The following is a 26,465-nucleotide window of genomic DNA, read 5'->3' as shown; positions in this document are numbered from 1 at the left end:
GAAGCGCACCAAATGACAAATTTCCTTCATAAACTACAGTTCATTCAACTTATAATTTTGCATTAAAAACTGACCTTTTTTTAATAAGGTCAGTTTTCTCTTTTCAATGGTATTATGAAATGGGACTAGGATTATTATTTAGTAAGCCATTGGCAACAAATTTGTGGAAGAACCATTCACCAACTCCGATGATTAAAGCCGAAATGAATGCTGCTCCGAATGGTATTCCGACACCGTAAACGATTGGAGCAAGTAACCATAATGCAAAGGTTGTAATTGCTAAGTCAGCAATTGTTGCAATTATGTTATTGGAAATCCTTAATATTCCTAAGTCCCCTATTAGATAACTTATCCCTACAATGAATAGAGAAAGAACAAACGTTCCTCCAATAGGGTAATTATATAATCCTGATAATATAAACCATAAAACAAGCGCTACCATCGCTGTTTTAATTACGATCGCTGATAAATGTCTCAAATGTAGCACCTCCTTTTATTTAGGTTGCTCTGATAAATAATTTTCTTTCTATATACATTTTACAAAAGAAGTAAAGTATTTCTATCCGTATTGAAAATTGAAACTTTAATACTTCTGAAACGTATTTATATTTATTAGGAGGTGTTATTTAGATGGAGGATATTTTGCTTGGATTTATTCTTTTCATGGCAGGACTAGTATTATTCACGTTCCCGCCAAAAAGAATTAACTCCTTTTACGGGTACAGAACTCATAATTCCATGAAAAATATAAATAATTGGAAAACCGCTAATCAATTTAGTAGTAAGCTATTAATGTTGATTGGACTAGTCTTATCTATGGTAGGTTATTTCACATCTCCCATCTGGGCACTCGTTACATTAGTTCCTCTAATCGGGATATTGTTTTTACTTGTTGAATGGCGTATAAGCAAATAATATACAGGATTAATAAGTCATTTAGTAGTTAAATGATACAAAAAACAAGTGGAAAAAAACGCTCGTTTTTCCCCACTTGCTTAACGTCTTATTGGACAAGACTTTGTTGTTTTTATTCTTTATCTTTATGTTGGTTAGTCATTTTAGCTGCTTCAAATTCTGCATATGATGCAAATTCCGTGTTCATTTTTCCTTTTTTCGCGTTATTGTTTCTATTAGCATTTGCATTTCCTTTTTTTGTTCTACCCATTCTTAACCCTCCTCTGCTCAATGGCTTCGGAGTTAGTATGTGAATATAATGCGCTTTCGATTAAGGAAAAATAATCATGAATCTGTACTTACTGGATTATCATTATAGGAAATCCAATCACTCCAACTACCTGCATAAAGTTTTACATTATGAAAGCCAGCTTCTCTTAGTGCAAGAACATTTGGACAAGCTGTTACTCCAGAGCCACAATATACAATAACTTCTTTTGTTGGATCTAAATCTTGAAAAGATTCCTTTCCTTTCTTTATATCTAACCAAAATTTATTAACTGCTCCAGGTATATGGCCTCCGATACGATCGATTGGTTCTTGTATTCCTTTGTATCGTACTTCTTCTCGAGAATCAATAAGGACGATTTCTCCTTTATTAATCGATTCTAGTCGGTTACGGACATCTTCCATCGTGACTAATAAATCCTTTTGTAAATCTACTTCAATCGATACTTTTTCTTTACTAATTTTAGGTATTACATCTGTTGTTGGAAAGCCTTTTTCTTTCCATTCTGCAAAGCTTTCTTTCATAATAAATGTATTTTTATGCCCTAAATACGTTAATAAAAACCAAAACCTTGAGGCCATTGCTCCTTGCTGGTCATCATAAGCAACAATAGTAGAAGTATTATTTATGCCACACTGCTGAAGATTACTTACAAATTCAATCATGTTGGGAAGTGGATGACGGCCACCATGAGTACTTATATCACTTGACAAATCTTTATTTAAATCAAAATAAAAAGCATTCGGAATATGTTCCTTTTTATATTCTTCTTTTCCCTTAAGTGGATCTTGCAAATGAAAACGGCAATCGATGAGGACAATTTCATTTAAATGATCATTGACCCACTGTGCGTTAATAATATTGGACATAGTTTAACTCTCCCTACGCTTTAACCTCATAACATATTCTTTTACCATTTCAATACTAACTAATTTTCTTTGTGGAGCAATTCCATTTCTTGCAAGATGATTCATTTTCTCTGTTACTGCATTTATCTTATCTGTGGAAAAAGGTTTACCCTCCATACATATTTGAATCGCTTCATCAATATACTGTTCCCTTTTTGCTTCAAGTGTCAAAAATGTAGTTACTATTTCATTTTGTTTTTTTGCATGTGCTGAAATTTCTTTATGTACGCTCATAATTTATTCCTCGCTTTTTCATAAGTTGTAGTACTACGTCTTTCGGATCCCAACAGTGGAATTGATACGCTGGCTTTGTTTCGTATCCGAGCCTGCCGCACTTATACGTAGTTTTAGTTGATTCTTTATTTACTCTAAAATGTTTACAGGTGGCACAAGCGTGGAAGTGACCTACATCATTTTGCTTCATTTCCCCACCTTCTTTTTACAGATATAAAAGAAATTTTCCATTTTCTTTCGGTTATGACCAACTCGGAGTTTAATCATATACAACCTTTACGTTATTATTGTTTAAATCCAATTTGTTCAAGAAAAATATGTTCTAAGCTACTCCACTGCACTTTGTTCGTATCGAGCTGTTCAAGATGGTCAATTAATCGTTTTGCTTCAACAACATAAAGTTGAAGCTCTTTTAATAATCTGTTCATACTATCTTCATTCGATATAGTACCATTCTTTTTTATTTCTATCACTATGTTTAAATCATTTTGCGAGAACATTTCACTACTATTTATTAATTGTGATAATGCTATGGGAGGAAGTTGATGAAACTTCAACATATATTCAATCATAAGTGCAGAACGAAATGAATGATACAAATAAGAGCTCTTCTTCTTTTCATTATACAGCTTTATATTTTTAGCCAGCAGCTGCGTATAATGACTCGCTAATACTTTTTTCGAATAGGTATCATTTATGATAGTCCGAAGCGAACTTACTAAGGATGAATTTGCTACATAATATTCATTCCCATTGATCATTTCATATAGAGAAGGATTTGATTTCTTCGCTAATAGTAGTGCTTTTCTCAAATCCCACCCTTGAATATCAAATTCACCATTTTTATAAGTGAATGAATCATTATTGTTAGGTTTTAGAGATAAATATTCCTTTATAGTTCGTTTGTAAATGATTCTAATATCGTAATCACTGTTTTCACCAGCTGTACCATACGTTCTACTGCCGGCTTCGCAAGCGAATAAAATTTGGAAATTATGTTCCTTTTCTAGTTGTGAAAAAAGATTAGAAAAATCCATCTTATCCCTCGTTTGTTTTCTTTATATTCAATAAAACGTTTGACCACATATCCATATCTAAATCTTGAGATAGTCCAGCTATAATTCCATCATAATACTCTTCAACTTGTTTAGTAATTACATTTTGTACATAATAAAATTGTTCATCCAAAACACCACAATAGTATTGAGCTAACTTGCTATTTTGTTCTAATATAAACTGTTCAACAACCGGTTGAAATACTTCCTCCATATAGTCTCTCATTTTTTCTTTTTCATTTTTTTCAAAGAAACTTTTAGAATTTCGGTAAAACGAATAAATATTTTTCTTTTCCTTATCAGAAATTTGCTTTAATCCAGATTGAATTGTTAACGATTTCACACGGTTATTCTCAACTAGTGCAAAGTTGCAGTTTTTATCAAGCTTTTGAATATCGCTTTTTACATTATGTTGGTAATTATTTAACGTCGTACTAATATACTTTTCAAGTCTTACAGTTGTTGCTCTTACTTCTTGAGTGAGATCATGCTCCATGTCAACGAAGAGTTCATTAAATGAAGATTGTAGCTGCTCTTTAATATTAAGGTCATCACGTAAAACAGACGGATTAAACGCTTCTTTAAAAAATTCACGATAACGTAAAAACAAACGTTGAATTACGTAATAAAGGAGTTCTTTGATTTCTTTTTCTAGTAACACCTTATAATCAGTAACTTGAAACTGATCAATTCTATCTAACATCTTCTTTGCAACATTTCGGTAGTAATTTAACTTTTCTTTTTTCTCTTCATCACTTTCTTGGGCAGAACGAAAAACAGTGTCTACATTTACTATAATACGTTTCAGTTCTTCTTCCGCTGCGTTAATTGACATATGAACAAGATCGTCCTCAATGAAACGATAAAACGCATTTTCAAATTGAGGGAGCTGTGAATCCCTCATAAATGACGGTAGTGACAAAGGAATTTCACCGGTTTTTTCTGTCAATCCATGTAGACTAGAAAGTGCAAATAATCTTGGGTTTCGAATACCATACGAAAGAAGTTGTTCCCCAACATAGTTTTTCACTAATTGTAACTCTTCCGCTGTGTTTGCTAGGTCAGCAGCATTAATAATAAAGAACATTTTATCTAGCGAGAATGCGTCTTTTACGCGTCCAAGCTGGATTAAAAATTCTCTATCAGCTTTTGAAAATGCATGTTGATAGTACGTAACGAAAAGAATAGCATCAGAGTTTTTAATATATTCAAAGGATACTTCTGTATGTCTTGCGTTCACAGAGTCAGCACCTGGAGTATCAACGATTGTTATACCTTGCTGCGTTAAGTGGCAATCATAAAATACTTCAATCCATTCTACAAAACACGCTTTTTCTTCCGTTGCTACGTAATCTTCAAATTCATTTAAGGAAATAGTGAGTAAATTTCCGATATGAGATTTCATGGAAGAATATCCTTTAGCGAAAGCTTGTAAAAAACTTATATGCGGTTTACTTTTTGGATCAACTATATTGATTGATTCTAAACTTTTTATGACTTCCTTCGCTTCTTCCAATGTACTTGCCTGTAGTCGAAATATCGAAAGAGCAAGCTGTACATCTTGTAATAAATGTTGTTCTTTTTTCATTTTAACATGAACAGTTCCGTGGCTATTTTCTGCTGTTACTGGTGAAATTTTATTAATCGATGCTGTAGTTGGATTTGGCGAGACTGGCAAAACTTTTTCGCCGAATAAAGCATTTGCGAATGAAGATTTTCCAGCACTAAATGCTCCAAATAACGCAACCGTAAATTTTTGATTATTTAACCTATTGGACCGTTCCCTTAACTCTTTGGCAATTCGTTTGAATGGCGGTAGCTTGCTTATTTGCTCAGATACTAAATTTAAATTTGTAATGGTATCTGCTAACGTCTTTTGAGATGAATTAATATTTGTATAAGTTTCTAAAGCATTAGAACTGTACTCTTTATTAACAGTGATACTGTCCAAATCATCTCCACTTACTTGCCGTTTTACTTTGCTTGCATACATTGCTGTTGCACTCTTTAACTCTTCAGCACTTGCACTTTTAGAAGGATTCCCTAACATATCTAATAAATTGTTGTGCGTTTGCTGGATATTGTTAACGATTTTTTCATATTGCTCTTGTGCGTTAATTTTTTTCTCTAATTGTTCTAATTCTGATTTTAACTTTTCAATAGTAGCTCTTTCATTCATTTCAAGCTCTTTAAAGCATTCATTCATTAAAGAGAATGTTATATTTTTATACTCTTTTCGAATAGAACTTGCAAGATCCTTTGTGAAATTCAAGACTGCATCACCACTATCGCCCGCACCATTCTTTACATGCTTTTCAATAAAATTACGGTCAATGGCAATCGTTATTGTTTGTATTCTTTGCATCCAAGTAGGATTCGTTATTCCTTCTTTTTCAATAAAAGCTAACATGTATTCTTGAACATGCTTTTCTACGTGTGTTTGTACTCTGTTTTTTATATCCTGAACAAAAGATGTTTCCCTTTTTTGTCTTTCTTCTTCCGTTTTCTTTTTTGAAAATAACAACCCAACTTTAAATTCCTTTTGCATAGATTGTAAGTATGCTTTTGATAACTCTCGCATTTCATACGGTGTAATATTAGCATTGTCTAATATTTTTTGAACTTCTTCTTGAAAAGAAAGTTGTTTTTTGTTTTGTTTTTCTAGTAAACCATTATACAAATTTCTCTTTTCCGTAAGTTCGTTTTGCAATTGTTTTAACGTTTTATTTTCGTCCAGCTGTTGTTTTAATGAGGCGAGCCTTTCCGCTTCATTTTCATACTGCCATTCAATGTGCTCGTTAATAATCGTTTCTGTCGCCATTTTGATTGTCGTTTTTACAATAGTTTCTTTATCGTTTAATAATTTTGATAACAACAGTTTTACTTTTTTAAGTTCGTTTAATGGATGAGCTTGTTGCTTTAAACTTGTAAAGAACATCGGACATTGTTCTATATTCCACTCATGGAGTGACTGCAATATTCTTTTTTTATAAACAGAAAAAGGCAATTCATTTTCTTGATGTTTATCGATTTGGTTAATAATTAAATAGAGCTTTTTCCCTTTTTGTTGTAAATCTTTAATAAATTGTAAGTTAACTTCCGATTGAACATGATTATAGTCCATCACGTAAAAGGTTACATCTGCTAAATGTAGTGCTGATTCGGTTGATACGCGGTGTGCGTCGTCTGTTGAATCAATACCAGGTGTATCTAGAATTACTAGTGAGTCATCCAAATGTTGAAAAGGAAATTGATATAGAACACTTTCTACTTGGTCTCCAGCTTTGCAATATTCTTTTATTTTACTGAATTCAACAGGAGGAAGTATTTCTAAAGGTTCGTCTTCAAAAAATTGAACAATAGCCTTTTCGTTCCCCTTTTTAATGGTGACAACATTAGCTGAGGTTGGAATTGGACTTGAAGGCAATACTTGCTCTTGTAACAACTCATTTATAAATGTTGATTTACCTGCAGAGAAATGACCACAAAACGCTATCATTAATTCCTTCTTATTCATTTTTTGAAGCAACTGCGCTAATTTTTTGGCACGTTGGCGATCCCCACTATTGTGAATATTCATAAATACGTTCGATGTTTTTTGTTGTAAATCTAATAAAGTTTGCTTTTCTACTTTTGTTGTAACTCCCATATTATAAGTACCCCTTGTTTGCATTTTTCTAATATTATTTTACTTGAAAATTAGTTTTTTTCCTATAATTTCTGCAATGTTTCATAAAAACTAATAAAAAAATAACAAAAAACCACCAAATGACGGTGGTTTTAGTTAGATACTTTACATGTATTATGTAGCACATATTTTAATAAAACAGAATAAGTAATAATTGTTGCTCCAACAAAAAGCATAGTCATGCTAATCACCTTCACTTTTTATAGTTGTGATATTGATAATTATTTTCATTTCAATTCTAACATAGAATGATTCTCATCATCAATACAAATTATTCTGTAAATTTATTAAATGTAGGTGAAAACCTATTTTTGTGCTCTATGTATTCATCATATTTTGTGTTCGCTTCGCTTAATGCTCTCTCTTCTAACGGAATTCTTATTGATAATACCCATGCATTTAAAATAGTAAATACTATGGCCGTCCAGTATGCTTGAAACATAATCGGAATAAGGATAATTTCTAAACAAACAATGATATAGTTTGGGTGCCGTACAAACTTATATGGTCCCCTCATTACGATATTAGCTCCTGGTAACACAATAATTTTGGTATTCCAATAATTGCGTAATGAAAAAAGCACCCATATTCGAATAGCTTGTGTTACTAAAAACAGTGCTAAAATAGCTGGCCAAATTGTCGATAATTGTTTATTAAAAAAACTAACCTCTAACAAGAGTGAAAGAAAAAAACTAATATGGATAAGGACAATATACTTATAATGTTCTGGAAAAAACTCAATTGCTCCTTTTGTTTTCATCGATATTTCGTTACGTCTTGCAATTATTAGTTCCACTAATCTTTGCGTAATAACTAAAGATATAATTAAGGTAAACACCAACCCTCAGTCCTCCCATTTAAGAAGTACTTGCTCAGAACAAAATCCAGGTCCTAGCGCTACGGCAAGTCCGGTATCGCCTTTTTGTGCTTCTTTTTCCATTACTTCTTTTAAAACGTAAAATATAGTCGCAGAAGACATATTTCCATAAAGGTTTAAAATAGTTTGAGAGCTCTTTAATTTATCTTTAGATAACTGTAAACTTTTTTCATAAGCATCTAACACTTTCTTTCCACCTGGATGAAATATGCATTGATCTATTTCGTTAGTAGATAAATTATGTTTTAGAAGGAATTTTTGAACATTAGTATGCAACCATGTTCGTATAATGGTTGGAATATCACGTGAAAATACGACGTATAATCCATCATTTTTAATATCCCACCCCATTACCTCCTCTGAATCTTTCATTAACGTTGAAAGTGTATCTATAATGGACGGGCATGTTATTTTGTTATTAAATTCTACTAAATCGCCCACAATACATGCACACGCAATTCCATCTGCAAAAAGTGATGTACCGACGAGATTACTTTTTGAAGGATCCTGTCTTTGAAACGTTAGCGAACAAAGCTCGACTGTCAAAACTAAAACTTTATGTTCAGGAAAAGCTTTACAATATTCAAAGGCTCTCGTTAATCCTGCCGCTCCACCAGCGCACCCTAAACCCCATATTGGAATTCTTTTCACATGTTCAGAAAAACTTAATTTATTCATTATTCTTGCTTCAATACTAGGTGTTGAAATTCCAGTAGATGATATGTAAAAAATAGCATCAATTTCATCCAAATGTATAGCCTCATGTAACATACTTTCATTATTTAAACAGTTGTTAATTGCTCTAACACCGTAAGAAATTGCTTCTTGTATATATACATCATTTTTTTCTTCAAATGAATGATTTTCTTTAAACCAATCGAGTCCTTTTACAAAATGACGCTTTGATATATTACCGTTAGAAAATATCGATAATAATCGTTCAATATCACTATAAGAATGAGAAAAAAGTTCACGAGCAAACTCAACTACAGTTTCTTGATTTAATGCAAATTTAGGTACTGCAGTCCCAACAGAAACTATTTTTGGCATTTTTTTAAACTTTTAAACTCCTACATAATAATTAAGATTATTTTCACCAAAAAATAGTATATAATTCATTTATTTATTTTTATTTTCTTTTGAAAAATTGTTCTTAGGATAGGTTTTTACTAGAAAAAAAGCTTTCCCATAGTTGAAAGGGAAAGCAACGTTTTAAAGGAGTTGTGTTGTTGTGCAGTTTTATTATATCTGAAAACTAACATAACTACATTACTCATTTTATGGAAATTTATTTTTATTTTATTTGTCTGAGTAAAATTGGGCCATTAATATTTCATCTACATATTGGCCGTTAATGTATGCTTGTTCCTTTTGTACTCCTTCTTCAACAAAGCCATAGCGTTCGTATAATTTATAGGCTGGTTTATTCGTAGAGAAAACCGTTAAACATAATTTTCGTAACTTATACTGTTTACACCAAGCATTCGTGTACTCCATTATTTTTTTGCCAATTCCTAGACCTTGAGCGTCCTCTATAATCCAAGTTCTAAACAACCCAGTATGACGCTTCATTTTTATATCTCCTCTAATAATTCGTGCGATACCAATTACTTTTCCTTCTCGCTCCACACCCATATACATATTTTCATTATCCATCATACTTTGGATAAATTGTCTTTCTTCTTCAACAGTCCGAGGTACATCTTTTTGAATATATTCTCCCGCTTCTATTATAGACGTTACAGCTGTAACGATATCTTCTGCGTCTTGTAAAGTTATAGGCCTTAAAACTACTTCAGATTCATCTTTTGCAGTAAATTTCATTGTTAGTTGTGACATGATGAACACTCCTCAAAATTCTTTTAAAGGGAAACTATAAAATAACTAACATTAATTTTCAACTAAAACGTGTTTTTTAATAGTGTTTTTTGTAGAAATTTGTTGAAAAATAATCTGATATTTATGATAATGAAAGAAAGTTTAACTAAATGAGGAAGTTCGGTCTTTATCTCTCATCCCTAATATAGTCTTAATTTACTTTATGTTAGGATAATTAAATGTAGTTGGAGTGTGGTTTAAATGTCATTAGATTTATCAATTCAGCATGTAATTACAGGAGCTATAGAATCCGTTAAAGCGATTATTCCAGCCTCCATTAGCTATGCAGAGCCAAAGCTTTATATACAAGAAACGACTGATATTTCATTAGGTGTATTAATTACGTTAATTGGCGATATTCATGCACAATTAATTATTCAAGGAGAAAGTACAGTATTTCAAAAGCTAGCTGGGATGTTGTTTGGTATGGAGGTAGAAGGTGAGATGTTACTATCATTCACTGGAGAACTAGGAAATATGATTGTTGGAAATTTAACAATGCAAATTTCGGAAATTGGAATTAAAACAGATATTACTCCACCTAATGTTTTAAGTGAACAGAAAGAGTATTATCTACATTCTGAGACTGTTATCACTTCTATATATGTCCAAGATTATGGCAAAATGGATATTTTATTAGGGTTAAAAGCATCTTGATGAATGAACCCAATAATAATTAGGGATCATTTCCTTTTAAAAGATGTATTGTTATGTACATAGTACGCTACAAAGGCATTCGTTTAACTTATTGCGAACACCTTTGTTTTGTTCATTATATTTAAAATAATTTTTTTACAGTTGCTTCAAACGTAATAGTATCCTCATTATTAGTTGGGTATTTTCCATACTTATAGTTAGCTGAAATAACAATATCTTCGAATCCAACTTTTTCTAAAATCATCTTAAATTCCTCTACCCCGTACCATCTAATCGGAAACTGTTCTAATTCTGTTTGAATTAGTTTCCCATTTCTCCACTTTTCATATCTACCATGCGATATGCTATATTGCTTAACATAATCAATTTTCACGGTATTATATCTTAAAGTAATAATTTCTCCGTTACTTAATTCCCAATATCGTTCGCTGCTATCATTGAGTGACAGATTATCTGGAAGATGTATATCTATTATTAATTTTCCGTTATTCTGTAAATGATTGTAAAAGTTTTTCAAAGCTCTTAATGATTCTTCTCGTTCAAACAGCAACAAAAAAGTACCTGTCGGAACGATAATTGCTTCATACTTGGAATCCGATGTAAAAGATTCCATCCTATCAATAAATAATTTAGTAGAAACCCCGTTTTCCTCGCAATTCTTTTGACAAATGGAAAGCATCTCTTCCGAAACATCAAACCCTTCCACTTTAAAGCCTTGTTGTAAAAGTGGTATAAGTATTCTCCCTGTTCCTGTTGCTGGCTCTAATATTTTCCCATTACAATTTTTAAGCCGATCCATGTAATATTCGATATCACCAAAAGAATGTCCAACTGGCTTATCGATGTCATACACTTCCGAAGACAACTTACTATAAAAACTAAACATGTTTTTCACCTCTATTATTAAAATGCTGCTTTGTGATATTTTACGTAGCATATTACTAGATTAGCATACATGAATACATATTGTACCTCGCTTAGGAATAATCATTTTATTTTTCACACTTTTTTCACATTCCTCAAACTGTGAAACTAGTCACTATTATTTACCTATCAATTTTCCCCTATTTTTATAGTGTAAACATTAAGAATGAACCATTTGTGAACATAAGAAAAAGCGCTATCATTTGCAATTTGATTTTGTATGATGAGAGTAAGCAGCAATTAATGACAGAAAGGAGATTGAAAGATGGCGAAACCTGAACTAGTAAAAAAGACGGTTGTGAAGACGGAAAAACCATCTAACTTAAGAGGAACTTTAGTTTCCGTGTTTATCCTTGGTGGTTTCTTAATTATTACTTGGTTTGGCGTTTACTTTTTATTTTTAAGTCGTATATAAGGGAAGGTGAATGGATATGCACATCCATAAGTTTGAAAAAATTTGGTTAATTTTTGGTATTGCTACATTGTTAGTTTTTTTATCAACCATTGGTGTAAGTGCCTTTTACTTAGGAAATCAACCACCTAGTTGTTTAGTTACGATTGATCCAGAAAAAGTGGCAGAAACTCCTCCTTTTAATGAACCTGGCTTAAAGCAAGTTGGGGAAAATGAATATGAATTAACGATGGTTGCTTCTGCTTTTCATTATGAACCGAGTCATGTACAGATTCCACTTGGAGCTACTGTTCATATTAGTGTTACAACAGTAGATGTAATCCACGGTTTCCAAGTACCTGGTACAAATATCAATATGATGGTTGAACCAGGTTACGTCAGTACACTTACAGCTCAGTTTAATCGCGAAGGTGAATTTTTAGTGTTATGCAATGAATATTGTGGTGTCGGTCATCACATGATGACGTCAACTTTCGAGGTGATTAAAAATGTGGAGTAATAAAGTAGACCGTAAAGATGGAAAATTAGCTATGGCTCACTTGTATGTCGCTTTTATCGCATTATTATTAGGTGGTCTGGCAGGATTACTACAAGTGTTAGTTCGAACAGGGGAATTTCAACTTCCAGGAAATATTGGCTATTATCAAATTCTTACTGTACATGGAGTTTTATTAGCCCTTGTTTTAACAACCTTTTTCATCATAGGCTTTCAATTTGCTGGGTTAAGTCGAACTGCTGGTACATTATCCAGTGGTGTAAGAAAAGCTGGTTGGATTGGCTTTTGGCTAATGACGATTGGAACAGCTATTACTGCAACTTTTATCCTTTTAAATGAAGCTAGTGTTCTTTATACATTTTATGCCCCACTACAAGCTCATCCAGGCTTTTATATTGGGTTAACTTTAGTTGTTGTTGGTAGCTGGGTTAGTGGCTTTGGAATGTTTACACATTACTCTAAATGGAAAAAAACAAACAAAGGAAAAGTAACTCCTTTATTAAGCTTCATGGTTATTATTAATATGGTTATGTGGCTTGTAGCTACGTTAGGTGTAGCTGCTGCTATGTTAGTTCAGTTCTTACCGTGGTCTTTAGGCTTTGTAGACACGATAGACGTATTAGTAAGTAGAACGTTATTTTGGTATTTTGGTCATCCGTTAGTATATTTTTGGTTATTACCTGCTTACATGGTTTGGTATGTTATTATTCCAAAGATTATTGGTGGAAAAATATTTTCAGACGCATTGGCAAGACTGTCATTTATACTTTTCTTACTATTTTCCATTCCGGTTGGATTCCATCACCAATTAACAGAACCTGGGATTGATCCAACGTGGAAATTTATACAAGTAGCTTTAACTTTTATGGTTGTCATTCCATCATTAATGACTGCGTTTTCTCTATTCGCAACTTTTGAATTATACGGTCGTTCTAAAGGTGCAACCGGACTTTTCGGTTGGTTTAAAAAGCTACCTTGGGGAGATGCACGGTTTTTTGCTCCGTTTGTTGGGATGCTATTTTTCATTCCAGCTGGTGCGGGTGGATTAGTAAACGCAAGTCACCAACTAAACCAAGTTGTTCATAATACAATTTGGGTAACTGGACATTTCCATTTAACGTTAGCAACATCTGTCATTTTAACATTTTTCGGTATTGCATATTGGCTCATCCCTCATCTAACAGGACGAGTAATGACAAAAGCGATGAACAAATTAGCAATTGTTCAAACAATCGTATGGTCAGTTGGTATGTTCTTTATGTCTAGCGCTATGCATGCTGCTGGATTACTTGGTGCTCCAAGACGTTCATCCTTCTCTACTTATGGTGATGCTCCACAAGCTTTAGAATGGATTCCATACCAAATGTTCCAAGCAATCGGAGGTTCTATTCTCTTTTTAGGCATCATCCTAATATTAATTATTGTCATAAACCTTTCCTTCTTTGCTCCTAAAGGAGAAACGGATTTCCCAATTGGCGAAACTGCTGAGCAAGCTGAAAAAACACCAGCTATTTTCGAAAATTGGAAGCTATGGATAGGTGTAACAATTGCGTTAATTTTATTTGCCTATACTGTACCTTTTATCGATATGATACAAAACGCTCCTCCTGGATCCAAAGGATTTAAATTTTGGTAATGCTTTATAAAAAAAGAGGCTAAACGATAATGTTTAGCCTCTTTAATTATACTAATTTATAAATAGTACGATATTTATTTTCTAAGTAATCAATTAAGTATTGAACGTTTAATTCTTCTCCTGTGACATCTTTCACGATTTCAAGTGGTTTCTTCATCTTACCGTATTGATGAATGTGATCAGCCAACCATTGCTTTATAACCTTAAGTTCCCCATTTTCTAGTAATTGGTCAAAATTTGGAATATCCTTTTTCATCGTGTTAAAAAACTGAGCAGCGTACATATAACCTAATGCATAAGAAGGAAAGTAACCAAAACTACCTCCAGACCAATGAACATCTTGAAGTACACCTTTCGCATTATTTGGTGGTGTAATATTTAAGTATTGTTCGTATTTTTCATTCCAAGCATTTGGCAAATCTTTTACTTCTAATTCATCATTAAAGAGAGCTTTTTCTAATTCATAGCGAATAATGATATGAAGAGCATATGTTAACTCATCTGCTTCAATTCGGATTAACGATGGTTTCGCAACGTTAATAGCACCATAAAAGTCATCTAACGAAACATTTTGAAAAGCTCCAGTCGCATATTCGTTTAATTTATTATAGTGCCTTTTCCAAAATGAATAGTTACGCCCAACAAAATTTTCATAAAATAATGATTGAGATTCATGTATTCCCATGGACGTTCCAGAAGCTAATCCTGTTCCAATTAAATCGGATGAAATGTTTTGTTCATAAAGAGCGTGTCCACATTCGTGAATCGTACCAAATATGGCAGAGCGAAAATCTTCTTCGTCGTATTTGGTAGTGACACGGACATCACCTGGATTAATCCCTATTGCGAATGGATGCACTGTTTCGTCTAATCTACCAGCTGAAAAATCATATTCCAACTCTTTTAGTATGTCTAAGCTAAAGTTGTGCTGATTTTCTTTTGGAAACGAAAAAAATAACACTGAGTCGTCAGGGTTGTAGTTGGATTCTTGAATTTGCTTTACGAGTGGAACTATTCGTTCTTTCAGTTGATTAAATACTTCATCTAATTTGTCAACCGTCATACCTGGTTCATACATATCTAATAAAGTGTCATATTTATTACCATCGTATCCCCAATATTCAATAAATTTCTTATTAAAAGAAACGAGCTTTTCTAAATATGGTTGTAACATGAAAAAATCGTCATTTGCTTTTGCTTCTTCCCATACCGCTTCTGACTTTGAACTTAGAATTACATATTCTTTGTATTCTTCTTGAGGGATTTTACTATTTTTCTCGTAATTTTTTTTTGTTTCATCTATAGATTTTTGTGTAATTTCATTTAATTGATTATATATTTCAGGTTGCGTTAATTGAATGATATACTCTAGCATTTCTTCAGATGTTGTTAATTTGAAAACGTCTGATGATAACATCCCTATTACTTCGGAACGCTGTTCTAACCCTTTTTTTGGTGCACCAGTGCGCATATCCCAAAACATAAGTGAAATAGCTTCGTTATAGCTTTCTATTTTTTTCATTAATTGTAAGTAATCTTTTTCTATCGTTTGAATATCCATTATTTTCCCCCTTCATTGCTTTATTATAGGATACAAACATTCTCTTAATTTATCAACTATTTGGAAAAAATTATATAGTTAAAAACCATCATTGCTAGTTATTGAAGTGTTTAACTGCTTTGATGGTTTTTTGTTTTATTTATAGGTTGGGTTAGTTGGTAATATTACCTCTATCTTTTCTAATACGGATGGATCTATTTCTTGTGAGAGAAGAATTGTTACTTCTCCTTTATCTTCGCTAGTTCTTATTAAACGACCTATCCCTTGGCGTAATCGAAGTAACATGTAAGGAACATCTAAGTCCATATATGGATTGTTTAGCCCTTTTCTTTTTGCAGCGAATACAGGGTCATTTGGTGGGAAAGGTAATGACCATATTATTACGTTACTTAAACTCTTCCCTGGAACGTCTAAGCCTTCCCATAGATGATAAGCGCATAATACGCTGTTTTCCTCGTTTTGAAATTTAGAAACTAGTTCACTTATTTCTGCATCACCTTCAAAGAAATAAGTATAGTCCGATTGATTAGTCTTTTCTTTGAATGCAAGTAATTCTTCGCGTGTAGCAAACAGTATAATTGCTCTACCTTCTGTTCGTGCAATAGCTTCCATTGTTTTTTCAAATTTAGTAGCGATATCATCTGAAACTTTCTCTAAATAAATCGTCATATTTTCCTCGTAATCAAATGGTGAAGCAATAGTAAAGGATAGAGCCTTTTCAATTCCTAATGACTGTGAAATGTAATCAAAGGTATTGTTCTCTGAAAGTGTTGCAGAAGAAAAGATAAAAGGTATATTTTTTGAAAATACATTTTCCTTTAATACAGATTCTACTGTTTTTGGCATTACTACTAATGTTGTATCTTGATTTGATTGTTCAGCCCAAAATATTACATCATCTTTTGTCAGCAATAATTTTAATAAAAATTCAATAGAATCTAAATATTCCTCGACGATATGCAGTTGATAATGATCAATTGTATGCAATTCACCTTCATAAACTAACTCATTTCCAATTTGTTCAATCTTGCTTAATAGTTGTTCGATTGCACTGGTAAGCTCCGCTGATTGCTTTACATCTTTCCTCTCCGAACCAGATACTTCATACAAACTTTGCTCTAATTTTTCAAAGAAGTGTTCATTAACATCTAACGTATCTTCAACTAGTAAAGAAAATTCTTCTCGAAGATCATTCCCTAATAATCGAGTTAACAACTCTTCCACTGTTTGATTTTTCATTTTATATGTTAAAGCTTTTTGAGCAGCAAATTCTAGCAAATGTCCTTCATCAAAAACAACCGAAGACGCTTCAGGTAATAATGGTAGTTGACCTTCTCTCTTTCTCTTCTCAACTGTCCATACATGTTCCATATAAAAGTCGTGTGAACAAATTATAATATCCGCGGCTTTTCGATAATGTTCACGGGATAATGTTTGTCCACATCGATGACGCTTTGCACAACTAAAACAATCTTGAAAACTATCCCACCCAATTAAATTCCACTCTTCATCATTTAATTCAGCATGATCTTTTCGATCCCCGTAAGGAAAGAATGTTTGCATCGTTTCATGTTTGTTCACAAACGCTGGGAGCGTATCATACACAACATCAATTTTTTCATTGTTCTCAAAAGTCATGGCACGATCTAGCTTATTTAAACATATGTATTGATCCGGTGATTTGGCAGTTCTTACATCAACAGTAATATCGAGAACTTTTGAAATCTTTTCAATATCTCCACCTTTTTTGACAAGTTGTTCTATTAACGTTTCGTCTGCACAAGCGATTACTGCGGGTTTACCGATATAGCGGGCGTAGCAAATAGCATATAGTAAATACACGATTGTTTTTCCAGTCCCTACACCAGCTTCGGCAAATATTACCTGTTTTTCTTTGTATGCTCGTTCTAGTTGAAAGGCCATGAAAATTTGTTCATCGCGTAGTTCAAACCCTGCTTCAGGAAGGATGTCATAAAACACATCACCGATCCACTCATTTAATTTATCAAAGAATGATTCTCCTTTATTCATCGTAAAAGGTAAACGGTTATTCATTAATAATATACCTCCGAAAAAAGTAAGACATTTCAACATTATTAAGGAAAGGTTAGTTTATTGTCAAGTATTATTTGTACTCTTACTTTTTCGCCACTATAAAAAAAATCCCTGTTTTCCAGGAATTTTTTTTAGTCATTTAAAAATTTTACTATTTTTTGATCTTTAATAGTTGCGTGTAAGATAGCTTTTTGATATTCTTCTTTCGCTTTTTTTAGTTTTTCCATACATAATTCTTCTGAACTAAACTCTGTTTTTAAGCTTTGAAAACTATTTTCTAATGCCTTTGATATTTTCAAAAAATCCTTCATTTGTAATGTCATAACATTTCTCCTTTCCTATCATTGATTTTTAGTCCATACTAATTATCCCATTACAACGAAGCAGTTTTGCAAAGGATTAAATGGTGGGGAAAATAAAATGTAAAAAATAAATACCATCAGCACGGTTTCTCAGCTCATGGTTAGTTACATTATATTTATTTTTTTCTAGTATTAGTTTATGCGCTTTACTTTCTTTTATTCCAAAAAAAAAAAGCACTCTTCATGCAAGAGTGCTTTTTATCTTTTATTTAGTTTTCCTCTTCTTCTTCTTCATATTCGAAGTCAAAATCAAGGTCTTCAAAGTCATCGAAAGAAAATTCTTGTGCATTATCTAATACTTCTTGAGGAATTACAATTTCGTCAATTTCATTGTAGTTATAAAGGGACATATCCATTTCTTGATACATGCTCATTACTTCACCTTCAATTTCCATTTCCATGTCCATTGTAATAAACATCTTTGTTTGGACTAACGTCTCTTTATCTACATGAATTTTGTAGCTAATATGATTAATTTTCATCATTGATAATACTTCTTCTAACATTTCACCCATATCGTCGCCCATCATAGGAATAGTAGCATTAATTAATTCCTCGTATTGGTCACCATTTCCTTCAAACGTTAAAATGTACTCATTTCCTTCTTCTGTCATGGATAGTTCATCAGAAAAACTTTTCAAAATTTCTAACTGTTCTGCAGGGTTTTGCTGTTGCATTTCAGTTAATTCAATTAGTTCTGCTGTGAATTCTGAAGGAAACTTATACCACTCTCCAAACGTTGGATCATAAGTAAAAAACCCTTCTTCTGTGAAATATGTTTCAGACTCCATTTCAATACCCATAGTAGGATCGTTCATCTTCGTTGATTGGTACATTGCTAATGGACTTAACGTTAGATCCGATTTACTTGTAGTTTTCATTTCAATCGGTTCTTCATCGTTTAATGTGATTTTTTGATTAATATTCATATCCATAGAATAACTTTTAAGTTCAGCTGTTGCCTCTGTCGTTTTTTCTAAAACTTGTTCAGCTGTCAATGCAGGCTCTTCTTCTATTTCATCAGCTGGTTCACTTGCATCAACTTTTTCCTCTTCTGGTGGTAATGAGACATCTTCATTTTTATTAACAGTTTCTGTACTACTCCCACACGCTGCTAACAGAAGTACCATAAATACCACCGTAAATAATTTTAATAATTGTTTCTTCACACAATCCTCTCCTTATTCTCTATTTACTATTTGGCTATGTTAAATGATAATGTTGATTTCTACATTAAGAAATGGATACTTATTGGAGAACACTACTATATTCAAACTTTTCCCCTATTCCCCAGATAATGGTTACCATCTTCTGTTCATCTTTGTATTGTAAAAAATCCACACCATTTTTTAACAAAGCCGCTCCTTTTAAGTGTTCACTTAAAAAGAGATGGCTTTCTTGCCCCATCTAATAGTACGATACAAAAATAAAAATGTATTCAAAAAGTTATATTTTCTTTAAAAATAGGAATAAATAACCATTATTGCTGTTTATAATTTATGACTTAATAACTAAAAAAACTAGTGGACAAAAGGTGTTCCCTCTGTTCACTAGTATCTTTAATTTGATTATTTATTTAATCGCTTCGGCTTTTGCTTTGCCCAATATTGATAAAGATCCGTACGGATAAACCCGTTAAATAGTTTTCTTTTTTTTGTAGCCTGTCTACCGTACAATTCTTCAAAGCCTTCATGAGAAGTTAACATATAGATAGACCATGTATCTTCATATGGTTGAAATGCTTGTCCCATTTGCTTGTACATTTCTTCTACTTGTTTCTTTTCTCCTAAACGTTCTCCATAAGGTGGATTACCTACTATTACTCCAAATTGTTTGTTAGTTGTAAAGTCAACAACTTGCATTTGCTTAAACGAAATTATTTCTCCTAATCCAGCCTCAAACGCATTTTCTTTTGCAATGTTTATCATTCTATGATCAATATCATGTCCGGAAATATCTAACGGTTGGTCATAGTTAGCCCTATCTTCCACTTCTTCTCGAGCTTTATCCCAAACATCGCTACCAATCCAATTCCATTTTTCTGAAACAAAATCACGGTTAAACCCAGGAGCGATATTTTGACCTATTAAGGCTGCTTCAATTGGAATAGTTCCAGAACCACAGAAAGGGTCAACAAACGGTTTATCTGCAGTCCAATTTGTTAACATTATTAATGCTGCTGCTAATGTTTCTTTTAATGGTGCTTCACCTTGATCCGTACGGTATCCTCTCTTATGTAATCCAGCTCCACTCGCATCTAGTGTTATGGTGGCAACATCTTTTAGTAGAGCTACTTCAATACGATAAAGATCCCCAGTTTCCTCTAACCAAGATGTCGAAATGCGATAATGCTCTTTTAGTTTTTCAACTACTGCTTTCTTTACGATTGATTGACAATCCGGAACGCTTGCTAACTTAGACTTTACAGATTTACCGATTACCGGAAACTCCGCATCTTTTGGGAGAAAATCTCCCCAAGCAATTTTTTTAACACCTTGAAAAAGTTCTTCAAACGTATAAGCTTTAAATTGAGCTACTTGAATTTTTATTCTATCAGCTGTTCTTAGCCATAAATTTGCTCTTGCAATTGCCAGCTCGTCGCCTTTAAAAATTACTTTTCCGTTATCAACTTGACATTCATAACCTAAATTTCTTACTTCTTGAGCAACTAATGCTTCTAGTCCCATTGCAGCAGTTGCGATTATTGTATATTTACTCATAAATCTCACCCTATTCTTGAATTCACTTTATGTATAGCCTATCCTTTTTACATAAAAAACAAAAGTCCTCCTAACATATTGCAGGAGGACCTCTCAAAATTTTATAGTAGTTGTGACATTCAAACCAACAACAGTTTGTAAGCCATGTTCTGTTCCTTCGTACTACAAACGGATTGCTCCTTGTACTCCGGTGGTAACCATCTGTCTACAGATTCATGTACAATGATCTGTCCTTCTCTTCGTTCAATTTCCTTTGAGAAGGTGCCCCTACCATTGTTTGGGTTTCTCGCTCGAGGGGTTTACCGCGTTCCACTCCAATTATTTCTAATTGGACTACGTCACTGTGGCACTTTCAAGGTATTCACACCATATCGCAAGCGACTTAGGTGTTTTCCCTGCCGTTAGTCCAGTGTAATACCGAACTACCCTAGCTTATTTTTTCGCTAGGCACGAACACTACAGGCATCTCAGCCTGTGCGAGCATGGACTTTCCTCTATAGTATATACTATAGCGGTTACCCAACTGTTATTGATGTCAACAAAGGATAGTATATCAATTTTAAACAACAGAATCAACTGTAAAATTTTGGTTCAGTCGTATAATTTACTTCCGAACACATGTTTCTCTAAATTAGAAAGTCTTCGCAAAATATCAAAATTAGTAGATCCTGCAGAACTTGTAGCAGGTTTTTTGCTAGATTCCTCTAGCTGTTTTTTAAGTTTCGCATTTTCTTGTTGAAGTAATTCATACTCATAATAAAATGTTTCATAGTCTTTTATTATTGTATCTAAAAATTTGTCCACTTCTTCTGGTTTATAACCACGCATTCCTGCTTTAAATTCTTTTTCCAATATTTCTTTTGCCGTCAATTTTATTTTATCTGATAGCATTATATTCACCTCAGTAACATGCACATTTTCTCTACTATATTCTTTCAAAAAAAGTCCATCTTGTCAATTTCTTTTGTTACCAATCACTATTTTGATTATAACTTATTTCTTCCATTAATACTTGTAATTCATAAAAATCAATTGTATAAATCGGGAAATGTTGTTTTTCTGCCTTTGTTTTTGCAATTTCTAATATAAATTTTGTATTACCCGGCCGTTCATCATCATAAACAGCTAGTAGACAATTGGCTTTATTAATGAAAAATAAGTTTTTTTGCTTAAATTGCGCGGGGCTCTCATATTTTTTTCTCGAAACAGAATCAATAAAATCGGCTTGAGATAAAATAAATTCATAGTATTCCTTATTAGCTTCACTCCATTTTTCTTCTTGTCCTAAAAATGGTGTTATAACTGCAACTTTTAATTGTGGATAATATTCTTGAAGTTCGTACACAACTTCTGCTCCCCAAAGCTCTACACCTAGTTGGCCACTAATTAATATCCATTCTAGATCGTTACCTTCCTCTAATAATTCAACAATTTTTTTTCGGATTGCAGCTTTAATTATTAATGCAGGAGGATCGTCGTTTTTAAAAATTTGTAGCTCGTGTGATTTATACCCTGTTAACGTCATGACTTTCATTGTATTCTCTCCAAAATTATGTATATTCCTTGTCCTAAAATTTTAGAATTTATAATGGTATTTATTTTACCATAATTTTTGTAGATAATATAAAAAAGAACTGGCGATATACCAGTTCTCTTTTTATTAGTTATTGAATTATCTACCGAAACCGTAGCCTGGACCCATACCTGGACCCATTGCTCCCGGTCCTGCCATACCTGGTCCCATTCCTGGACCCATTGCCCCTGGGCCTCCCATTCCTGGTCCCATCGGAGCCATTCCAGGTCCTCCAGGTCCACAATTAAAATGTTGATGTGAAACAGAGTCTACCATAGAATCCGTATGAGGATAATAATGTTTATGCTGGAAGTGTTGGTTGTTCACATATGTTGTATGTGATGGATGAATATGAGGTACTTCCGTTGTTGAGTGTAAATTTTTCACACAGCATTTAGTTGGATGAACGATAGGTGCCATTACATTTGGTCTGCAGTGATGCATACTTACAGTCTCCTTTCAATTCTTGTTTTTCTCTTTACATTAACAACCTATGAAAAGACTGGTATACATGTACTAGTACAGACACCTATTTTTAACATATTATACGAATGCCTACTAAAGAATCGTATAAATACTATCTTTAATATTAGTTAGTACGAAAAGGGTTAAGAAAATCATAATAAAAAACATGCACAAAATAAATCTAGACACGAAACTTCTCTCCATTGCTCTAAGATGAATAGTACAAAACTTATTTTACATCCATTATTAAAAGATGACAATGAAGGAAAAATTGGTAAATTTATTTTTCTATTTTTTTATATAACCTCTCCAACCGCTTTACAAAATTCACTTCTTTTAAACTTTTATTATTTGAATTACGATAAAATGTATACGATTTTTCTGTATAGAAAAGAGCTTTTTCATATGCTTTAAACTGATGCTCATATAATTTGGCAAGTTCTATCCCTGCTAGATATTTTTCGTTATTATCATTTGCATGATACGCTTGAAGAAAATGTTGTTCTGCCTCTTCGTTTCGTTTCATTTTCTTCTTCAATTTACCAAGGTTATAAGCGGCCTTCCAAGATTCGTTTACCAATAGCTCATACCTCTCAACAGCTACTTCATCTTCTCCTAAAAAGTCAAACCAACGTCCTACTTCGTATCGTTCATTTTCTGTAGTTGGCATTTCTTCTTTTAACAGGAGTTTCGATAAATGAATGTACAACGTTATTAACGTTAACACATCCCATTCGTTATGCTTTAATATCCCTTTCATTCCTTCAGGATTTTTCGATTCAACAAAATCAAAATAAATCATCGGTGCTAAAAAGCCCGGTGTGTCACCTTCACGATGGATTTGAAGCTTTTCTTTCTCTACTAATGAAAGCCGAACAGAATCCATCTCTTTTTTCCAAAAACGTCTTGCTGCATGAAGTAGATCAAAATGTCCGAAAGACGGTAGTTTTGGCACGTGTTCTTTTATTAAAGTATGTCTCGTTTTTACCTGTGGCCAATCAAACGCTTTACCGTTGTATGTTACTAGCGTAGTATAATCGACGTTTTTTAAAAAACTTTCATATAAGGCGATTTCGTTTCCTGGACTAGGTAATATATGTTGCCTTACTACTACTTTATCATCATATACTCTTGCATATCCTAGTAAAAAAATAGTAGTTCCTGCACCTCCACTTAAGCCAGTTGTTTCGGTGTCGAAAAAAAACAAATCACTTGTTTGATGACCTTTACTAGATAAAGGATGTTCAATATTACTATTATTCCATTTTTCAACTACATTTTTAAGTTCACCTAAACTGTATAAACCGTGTTTAAAATTTAGTGAATATTGTACTTCTCGAATTAGACAGTATTCATTCTCGTAAAAATATGGTTTCGTATCATATTGAAGCCACTCTTGTAAATATTCATCATCGATTCTCTCTTTCGATTGAACACCTTTCTGCTCATTACTTACTGGTTCATGGCTCATATGTTTTTTTAATCTATTTAGTTTATTTTTTAGTTTCATATTTTCTCACTCACTTTAAAATAGTGCGTATTAAAGTAACTACTAATTCTTTAGTATTTTCTGCCCCTTCATCGTTTCCAACACAAGAAGGACAGCCTGAATTACAAGGGCATTTAGTAATTAATTTTAGACAAGATTGAATAAATTCCTCTAAATGAGAATAAGCTTTGTCACTTAACCCTACTCCACCTGGATAACGATCATACAAATAAATTACTGGCTTTTCATCATGTGTTGATTTAACTTGTGGTACAACATGTAAGTCAGAAGGTTCACACATTAGCAATAGCGGGGCCACATGTCTAAGGCCGTGTGACAATCCTACAAGCGCCTTTTCCAATTCATCTTGACCGAAAGAAGATACAGCAGCATCCTGCAGTTGAATCCATGTTGCTGTTGTATGTAATTCTTCTTCTGGTAAGTGAATAGGTCCTGACCCGATATTTTCATGAGTTTCAAATTTTATCTTTTTAAAAATTGTTGCCATCGCTTTAACAGAAACATCCCCAAATGAAATAAGGCAATTGGAAGTTCGTCTTTCTTTATCTACTTCTAACACATCGAGTTGAACAGCCAGATTAGCATCTGTAAAATAATCAACATTTACTTCACGTACAAACGCTTTTTTTTCTTCCCAGTCTAATTTTTCTACTTGAAACTGAATTCCTTGATGAAGGTAAATTGCTTCATCATGTAATAAAGTCATTGCACTGAAACGGTCCATTTCGCCTATTACTTTATTTGCAGGCGCTTCTGTTTGATCAATAATGATGACATTTTCTTGTGAAGCTGAACGAAGACTTATATTATGGGCTGGAAATGCATCATTCATCCAATACCACTTACCACTATTTTCATGAAGAACTCTTTCTTCTGTTAAATATTCTAATATGTCATCTAGCTCAACACCATCAAACGTTTCTCCTTCTTTAAAAGGGAGTTCATATGCAGCACATTTAATATGATCAACTAGAATAATTAAGTTGTCCGGGTTAATTCTTGCAGATTCTGGATTACTTTTTAAGAAATAATCCGGGTTTTGAATAATATATTGGTCTAAAGGATTAGAGCTGGCCACCATTACGATAACAGCTTCTCCTTGTCTCCTCCCAGCTCGACCTGCTTGTTGCCAAGCACTTGCTATCGTTCCAGGGTACCCTGTCATAATACATACTTGAAGCTGTCCTATGTCCACACCAAGCTCTAATGCATTCGTACTTACAACTCCGTATATATCTCCATTACGAAGTCCTTTTTCAATTTCTCGTCTTTGTGTAGGTAAATATCCACCTCTATAACCCGTAATTGCTTTTTTACCTAATTGACCCTTCACTAACTCTTGTAAATATGTTAATAGTATTTCAACCCGTACTCTACTCTTCGCAAAAACAATTGTTTGTATTTTTTGTTTCAAAAATTCACTCGCTAGTTTTCGTACTTCTAGAGTTGCACTTCTTCTTATGTTCAGAGGTTTATTGACAATAGGAGGGTTGTAAAAAACGATATGCTTTTTACTTGATGGAGATCCATTATTATTAATTAGGTTGAAATTTTCCCCTATTAAATGCTCCGCTAATTCTTTTGGGTTTGCTATTGTTGCCGATGTACATATAAATATTGGGTTGCTACCGTAAAATTTGCATATTCGTTTTAATCGACGAATTACGTTTGCTACATGACTACCAAACACACCTCTATATGTATGCAGTTCATCGATTACAATATATTGTAAGTTTTCGAATAGTGAGACCCATTTCGTATGATGAGGGAGTATTCCCGAGTGAAGCATATCTGGATTTGTAATAACGATATGACCTGCCTTGCGAACACGTTGACGAATATTTGGAGCAGTATCACCATCATATGTATAACTATTAATCGGTACACCAAGTTCAGAAATAATATCATTGATTTCACTTTTTTGATCCTGTGCTAGTGCTTTTGTAGGAAATAAGTATAAAGCTCTGCTTTCTTTATTTTCTAATATTTTTTGTAATACAGGTAAATTATAACAAAGTGTTTTCCCAGATGCAGTTGGTGTGACAGCTACAAAGTTCTGTTGGTGGACCGCAGCATCAAATGCAGCATGTTGATGTGTATATAAAGATTTAATTCCTCTCGTTTTCAATGCCTCTACTAATCTAGTGTCAACATTTGAGGGAAATGGTAACGTAGCTCCTAACTTTTCAGGGATCGTCTCCCAATGAACGATGTTAGAAGCAATATGCTCCTCACTCCTCATCCAATCAATAATGTCTGTTACAGATTTCT

26 protein-coding genes and 1 other RNA gene are annotated in these 26,465 nt (G+C 33.2%); 5 read left to right on the top strand and 22 right to left on the bottom strand.

The features are described 5' to 3' along the window. Positions 1 to 112 precede the first annotated feature (112 nt). Complete coding sequence (locus tag BC6307_RS10380; RefSeq protein ID WP_066414243.1) at positions 113 to 478, bottom strand: DUF2512 family protein; 366 nt, start codon at positions 476 to 478, stop codon at positions 113 to 115. Between the two features lie 152 nt (positions 479 to 630). On the opposite strand from BC6307_RS10380, the gene BC6307_RS10375 reads away from it, so the two are divergent. Then, entirely contained in the window at positions 631 to 915 is a 285-nt protein-coding gene (locus BC6307_RS10375; RefSeq protein WP_066414246.1) for an SdpI family protein, read from the top strand. Positions 916 to 1,027: 112 nt separating this feature from the next. Here the strand turns inward: BC6307_RS10375 and BC6307_RS25050 are convergent, their stop codons facing one another. The 9 genes from BC6307_RS25050 to BC6307_RS10330 form a co-directional block, all read right to left on the bottom strand. Continuing rightward, entirely contained in the window at positions 1,028 to 1,165 is a 138-nt protein-coding gene (locus BC6307_RS25050) for a hypothetical protein (protein ID WP_094366121.1), read from the bottom strand. 74 nt (positions 1,166 to 1,239) lie between these two features. Further along, positions 1,240 to 2,052 carry a sulfurtransferase gene (locus BC6307_RS10365; protein ID WP_066414248.1) on the bottom strand — a complete coding sequence of 271 codons (813 nt, stop codon included), beginning with the start codon at positions 2,050 to 2,052 and terminating at the stop codon, positions 1,240 to 1,242. Between the two features lie 3 nt (positions 2,053 to 2,055). After that, complete coding sequence (locus BC6307_RS10360) at positions 2,056 to 2,325, bottom strand: YpbS family protein (RefSeq protein WP_066414250.1); 270 nt, start codon at positions 2,323 to 2,325, stop codon at positions 2,056 to 2,058. Further along, the gene (locus BC6307_RS10355) at positions 2,312 to 2,515 is read right to left on the bottom strand and encodes a hypothetical protein (RefSeq protein ID WP_066414253.1); all 204 of its coding nucleotides are present in this window, start codon (positions 2,513 to 2,515) and stop codon (positions 2,312 to 2,314) included. The genes BC6307_RS10360 and BC6307_RS10355 overlap by 14 nt, the downstream gene beginning before the upstream one ends. A 94-nt stretch (positions 2,516 to 2,609) precedes the next feature. Beyond that, a complete protein-coding gene (locus tag BC6307_RS10350; RefSeq protein ID WP_066414255.1) occupies positions 2,610 to 3,362 on the bottom strand; it encodes a nucleotidyltransferase domain-containing protein in 753 nt (250 codons plus the stop codon). 1 nt (position 3,363) lies between these two features. Continuing rightward, positions 3,364 to 7,029: a dynamin family protein gene (locus BC6307_RS10345; protein ID WP_066414257.1), complete on the bottom strand. Its 3,666-nt coding sequence runs from the start codon at positions 7,027 to 7,029 to the stop codon at positions 3,364 to 3,366. Between the two features lie 310 nt (positions 7,030 to 7,339). Next, positions 7,340 to 7,906, bottom strand: a complete 567-nt coding sequence (locus BC6307_RS10340; protein ID WP_174522362.1) for an isoprenylcysteine carboxylmethyltransferase family protein — start codon at positions 7,904 to 7,906, stop codon at positions 7,340 to 7,342. Between the two features lie 6 nt (positions 7,907 to 7,912). After that, positions 7,913 to 8,995, bottom strand: a complete 1,083-nt coding sequence (locus tag BC6307_RS10335) for a type III polyketide synthase (protein WP_066414262.1) — start codon at positions 8,993 to 8,995, stop codon at positions 7,913 to 7,915. Positions 8,996 to 9,244: 249 nt separating this feature from the next. Continuing rightward, a complete protein-coding gene (locus BC6307_RS10330) occupies positions 9,245 to 9,784 on the bottom strand; it encodes a GNAT family N-acetyltransferase (RefSeq protein WP_066414264.1) in 540 nt (179 codons plus the stop codon). 240 nt (positions 9,785 to 10,024) lie between these two features. Between BC6307_RS10330 and BC6307_RS10325 the strand changes: the two genes are divergently transcribed. Continuing rightward, the gene (locus tag BC6307_RS10325) at positions 10,025 to 10,480 is read left to right on the top strand and encodes a chemotaxis protein CheX (RefSeq protein WP_066414266.1); all 456 of its coding nucleotides are present in this window, start codon (positions 10,025 to 10,027) and stop codon (positions 10,478 to 10,480) included. 121 nt (positions 10,481 to 10,601) lie between these two features. Here the strand turns inward: BC6307_RS10325 and BC6307_RS10320 are convergent, their stop codons facing one another. Then, complete coding sequence (locus BC6307_RS10320) at positions 10,602 to 11,366, bottom strand: class I SAM-dependent methyltransferase (protein ID WP_066414269.1); 765 nt, start codon at positions 11,364 to 11,366, stop codon at positions 10,602 to 10,604. Between the two features lie 303 nt (positions 11,367 to 11,669). On the opposite strand from BC6307_RS10320, the gene BC6307_RS10315 reads away from it, so the two are divergent. Genes BC6307_RS10315 through BC6307_RS10305 form a run of 3 tightly spaced genes read left to right on the top strand, consistent with a single transcriptional unit; the run spans position 11,670 to position 13,948 of the window. Beyond that, positions 11,670 to 11,819: a cytochrome c oxidase subunit 2A gene (locus BC6307_RS10315; protein ID WP_066414278.1), complete on the top strand. Its 150-nt coding sequence runs from the start codon at positions 11,670 to 11,672 to the stop codon at positions 11,817 to 11,819. Positions 11,820 to 11,835: 16 nt separating this feature from the next. Beyond that, the gene (locus BC6307_RS10310; protein WP_066414281.1) at positions 11,836 to 12,315 is read left to right on the top strand and encodes a cytochrome c oxidase subunit II; all 480 of its coding nucleotides are present in this window, start codon (positions 11,836 to 11,838) and stop codon (positions 12,313 to 12,315) included. After that, a complete protein-coding gene (locus tag BC6307_RS10305) occupies positions 12,305 to 13,948 on the top strand; it encodes a b(o/a)3-type cytochrome-c oxidase subunit 1 (protein ID WP_066414285.1) in 1,644 nt (547 codons plus the stop codon). Before BC6307_RS10310 ends, BC6307_RS10305 begins: the two co-directional genes overlap by 11 nt. 46 nt (positions 13,949 to 13,994) lie before the next feature. Here BC6307_RS10305 and BC6307_RS10300 read toward each other — a convergent pair whose 3' ends face one another. The 11 genes from BC6307_RS10300 to BC6307_RS10250 form a co-directional block, all read right to left on the bottom strand. Continuing rightward, complete coding sequence (locus BC6307_RS10300; protein ID WP_066414286.1) at positions 13,995 to 15,509, bottom strand: carboxypeptidase M32; 1,515 nt, start codon at positions 15,507 to 15,509, stop codon at positions 13,995 to 13,997. A gap of 135 nt (positions 15,510 to 15,644) precedes the next feature. After that, a complete protein-coding gene (locus BC6307_RS10295) occupies positions 15,645 to 17,564 on the bottom strand; it encodes an ATP-dependent DNA helicase (protein WP_066414287.1) in 1,920 nt (639 codons plus the stop codon). A 131-nt stretch (positions 17,565 to 17,695) separates the two neighbouring features. Next, complete coding sequence (locus BC6307_RS10290; protein ID WP_066414289.1) at positions 17,696 to 17,887, bottom strand: hypothetical protein; 192 nt, start codon at positions 17,885 to 17,887, stop codon at positions 17,696 to 17,698. Between the two features lie 248 nt (positions 17,888 to 18,135). Next, positions 18,136 to 19,095, bottom strand: a complete 960-nt coding sequence (locus BC6307_RS10285; RefSeq protein WP_066414291.1) for a DUF6612 family protein — start codon at positions 19,093 to 19,095, stop codon at positions 18,136 to 18,138. 399 nt (positions 19,096 to 19,494) lie between these two features. Continuing rightward, complete coding sequence (locus tag BC6307_RS10280; RefSeq protein WP_066414294.1) at positions 19,495 to 20,646, bottom strand: THUMP domain-containing class I SAM-dependent RNA methyltransferase; 1,152 nt, start codon at positions 20,644 to 20,646, stop codon at positions 19,495 to 19,497. 133 nt (positions 20,647 to 20,779) lie between these two features. Next, positions 20,780 to 21,173, bottom strand: an RNA gene (rnpB, locus tag BC6307_RS10275) — RNase P RNA component class B. A 64-nt stretch (positions 21,174 to 21,237) separates the two neighbouring features. Next, on the bottom strand, positions 21,238 to 21,537 hold the full coding sequence (gene gpsB, locus BC6307_RS10270; RefSeq protein WP_066414314.1) for a cell division regulator GpsB: 300 nt from the start codon (positions 21,535 to 21,537) through the stop codon (positions 21,238 to 21,240). A gap of 76 nt (positions 21,538 to 21,613) precedes the next feature. After that, a complete protein-coding gene (locus BC6307_RS10265) occupies positions 21,614 to 22,180 on the bottom strand; it encodes an SLOG family protein (RefSeq protein ID WP_066414296.1) in 567 nt (188 codons plus the stop codon). Positions 22,181 to 22,318: 138 nt separating this feature from the next. Further along, a complete protein-coding gene (locus tag BC6307_RS10260) occupies positions 22,319 to 22,663 on the bottom strand; it encodes a CotD family spore coat protein (protein ID WP_066414298.1) in 345 nt (114 codons plus the stop codon). A 301-nt stretch (positions 22,664 to 22,964) separates the two neighbouring features. Continuing rightward, positions 22,965 to 24,194, bottom strand: a complete 1,230-nt coding sequence (locus tag BC6307_RS10255) for a ribonuclease H-like domain-containing protein (protein ID WP_066414306.1) — start codon at positions 24,192 to 24,194, stop codon at positions 22,965 to 22,967. Between the two features lie 10 nt (positions 24,195 to 24,204). Then, complete coding sequence (locus BC6307_RS10250) at positions 24,205 to 26,436, bottom strand: DEAD/DEAH box helicase (RefSeq protein ID WP_425319499.1); 2,232 nt, start codon at positions 26,434 to 26,436, stop codon at positions 24,205 to 24,207. Between the last annotated feature and the right edge of the window lie 29 nt (positions 26,437 to 26,465).

The sequence above is a fragment of the Sutcliffiella cohnii genome (assembly GCF_002250055.1).
Classification (GTDB): domain Bacteria; phylum Bacillota; class Bacilli; order Bacillales; family Bacillaceae_I; genus Sutcliffiella; species Sutcliffiella cohnii.
This window is presented reverse-complemented; position numbering and strand designations above follow the sequence as displayed.

Excerpts from the sequence above, each read along its gene's own strand:
- BC6307_RS10375 (WP_066414246.1), top strand. The coding sequence starts at position 631 with ATGGAGGATATTTTGCTTGGATTTATTCTTTTCATGGCAGGACTAGTA.
- BC6307_RS25050 (WP_094366121.1), bottom strand. The coding sequence starts at position 1,165 with ATGGGTAGAACAAAAAAAGGAAATGCAAATGCTAATAGAAACAATAAC.
- BC6307_RS10365 (WP_066414248.1), bottom strand. The coding sequence starts at position 2,052 with ATGTCCAATATTATTAACGCACAGTGGGTCAATGATCATTTAAATGAA.
- BC6307_RS10360 (WP_066414250.1), bottom strand. The coding sequence starts at position 2,325 with ATGAGCGTACATAAAGAAATTTCAGCACATGCAAAAAAACAAAATGAA.
- BC6307_RS10355 (WP_066414253.1), bottom strand. The coding sequence starts at position 2,515 with ATGAAGCAAAATGATGTAGGTCACTTCCACGCTTGTGCCACCTGTAAA.
- BC6307_RS10350 (WP_066414255.1), bottom strand. The coding sequence starts at position 3,362 with ATGGATTTTTCTAATCTTTTTTCACAACTAGAAAAGGAACATAATTTC.
- BC6307_RS10345 (WP_066414257.1), bottom strand. The coding sequence starts at position 7,029 with ATGGGAGTTACAACAAAAGTAGAAAAGCAAACTTTATTAGATTTACAA.
- BC6307_RS10335 (WP_066414262.1), bottom strand. The coding sequence starts at position 8,995 with ATGCCAAAAATAGTTTCTGTTGGGACTGCAGTACCTAAATTTGCATTA.
- BC6307_RS10330 (WP_066414264.1), bottom strand. The coding sequence starts at position 9,784 with ATGTCACAACTAACAATGAAATTTACTGCAAAAGATGAATCTGAAGTA.
- BC6307_RS10325 (WP_066414266.1), top strand. The coding sequence starts at position 10,025 with ATGTCATTAGATTTATCAATTCAGCATGTAATTACAGGAGCTATAGAA.
- BC6307_RS10320 (WP_066414269.1), bottom strand. The coding sequence starts at position 11,366 with ATGTTTAGTTTTTATAGTAAGTTGTCTTCGGAAGTGTATGACATCGAT.
- BC6307_RS10315 (WP_066414278.1), top strand. The coding sequence starts at position 11,670 with ATGGCGAAACCTGAACTAGTAAAAAAGACGGTTGTGAAGACGGAAAAA.
- BC6307_RS10310 (WP_066414281.1), top strand. The coding sequence starts at position 11,836 with ATGCACATCCATAAGTTTGAAAAAATTTGGTTAATTTTTGGTATTGCT.
- BC6307_RS10305 (WP_066414285.1), top strand. The coding sequence starts at position 12,305 with ATGTGGAGTAATAAAGTAGACCGTAAAGATGGAAAATTAGCTATGGCT.
- BC6307_RS10300 (WP_066414286.1), bottom strand. The coding sequence starts at position 15,509 with ATGGATATTCAAACGATAGAAAAAGATTACTTACAATTAATGAAAAAA.
- BC6307_RS10295 (WP_066414287.1), bottom strand. The coding sequence starts at position 17,564 with ATGAATAACCGTTTACCTTTTACGATGAATAAAGGAGAATCATTCTTT.
- BC6307_RS10290 (WP_066414289.1), bottom strand. The coding sequence starts at position 17,887 with ATGACATTACAAATGAAGGATTTTTTGAAAATATCAAAGGCATTAGAA.
- BC6307_RS10280 (WP_066414294.1), bottom strand. The coding sequence starts at position 20,646 with ATGAGTAAATATACAATAATCGCAACTGCTGCAATGGGACTAGAAGCA.
- gpsB (WP_066414314.1), bottom strand. The coding sequence starts at position 21,537 with ATGCTATCAGATAAAATAAAATTGACGGCAAAAGAAATATTGGAAAAA.
- BC6307_RS10265 (WP_066414296.1), bottom strand. The coding sequence starts at position 22,180 with ATGAAAGTCATGACGTTAACAGGGTATAAATCACACGAGCTACAAATT.
- BC6307_RS10260 (WP_066414298.1), bottom strand. The coding sequence starts at position 22,663 with ATGCATCACTGCAGACCAAATGTAATGGCACCTATCGTTCATCCAACT.
- BC6307_RS10255 (WP_066414306.1), bottom strand. The coding sequence starts at position 24,194 with ATGAAACTAAAAAATAAACTAAATAGATTAAAAAAACATATGAGCCAT.
- BC6307_RS10250 (WP_425319499.1), bottom strand. The coding sequence starts at position 26,436 with ATGAGGAGTGAGGAGCATATTGCTTCTAACATCGTTCATTGGGAGACG.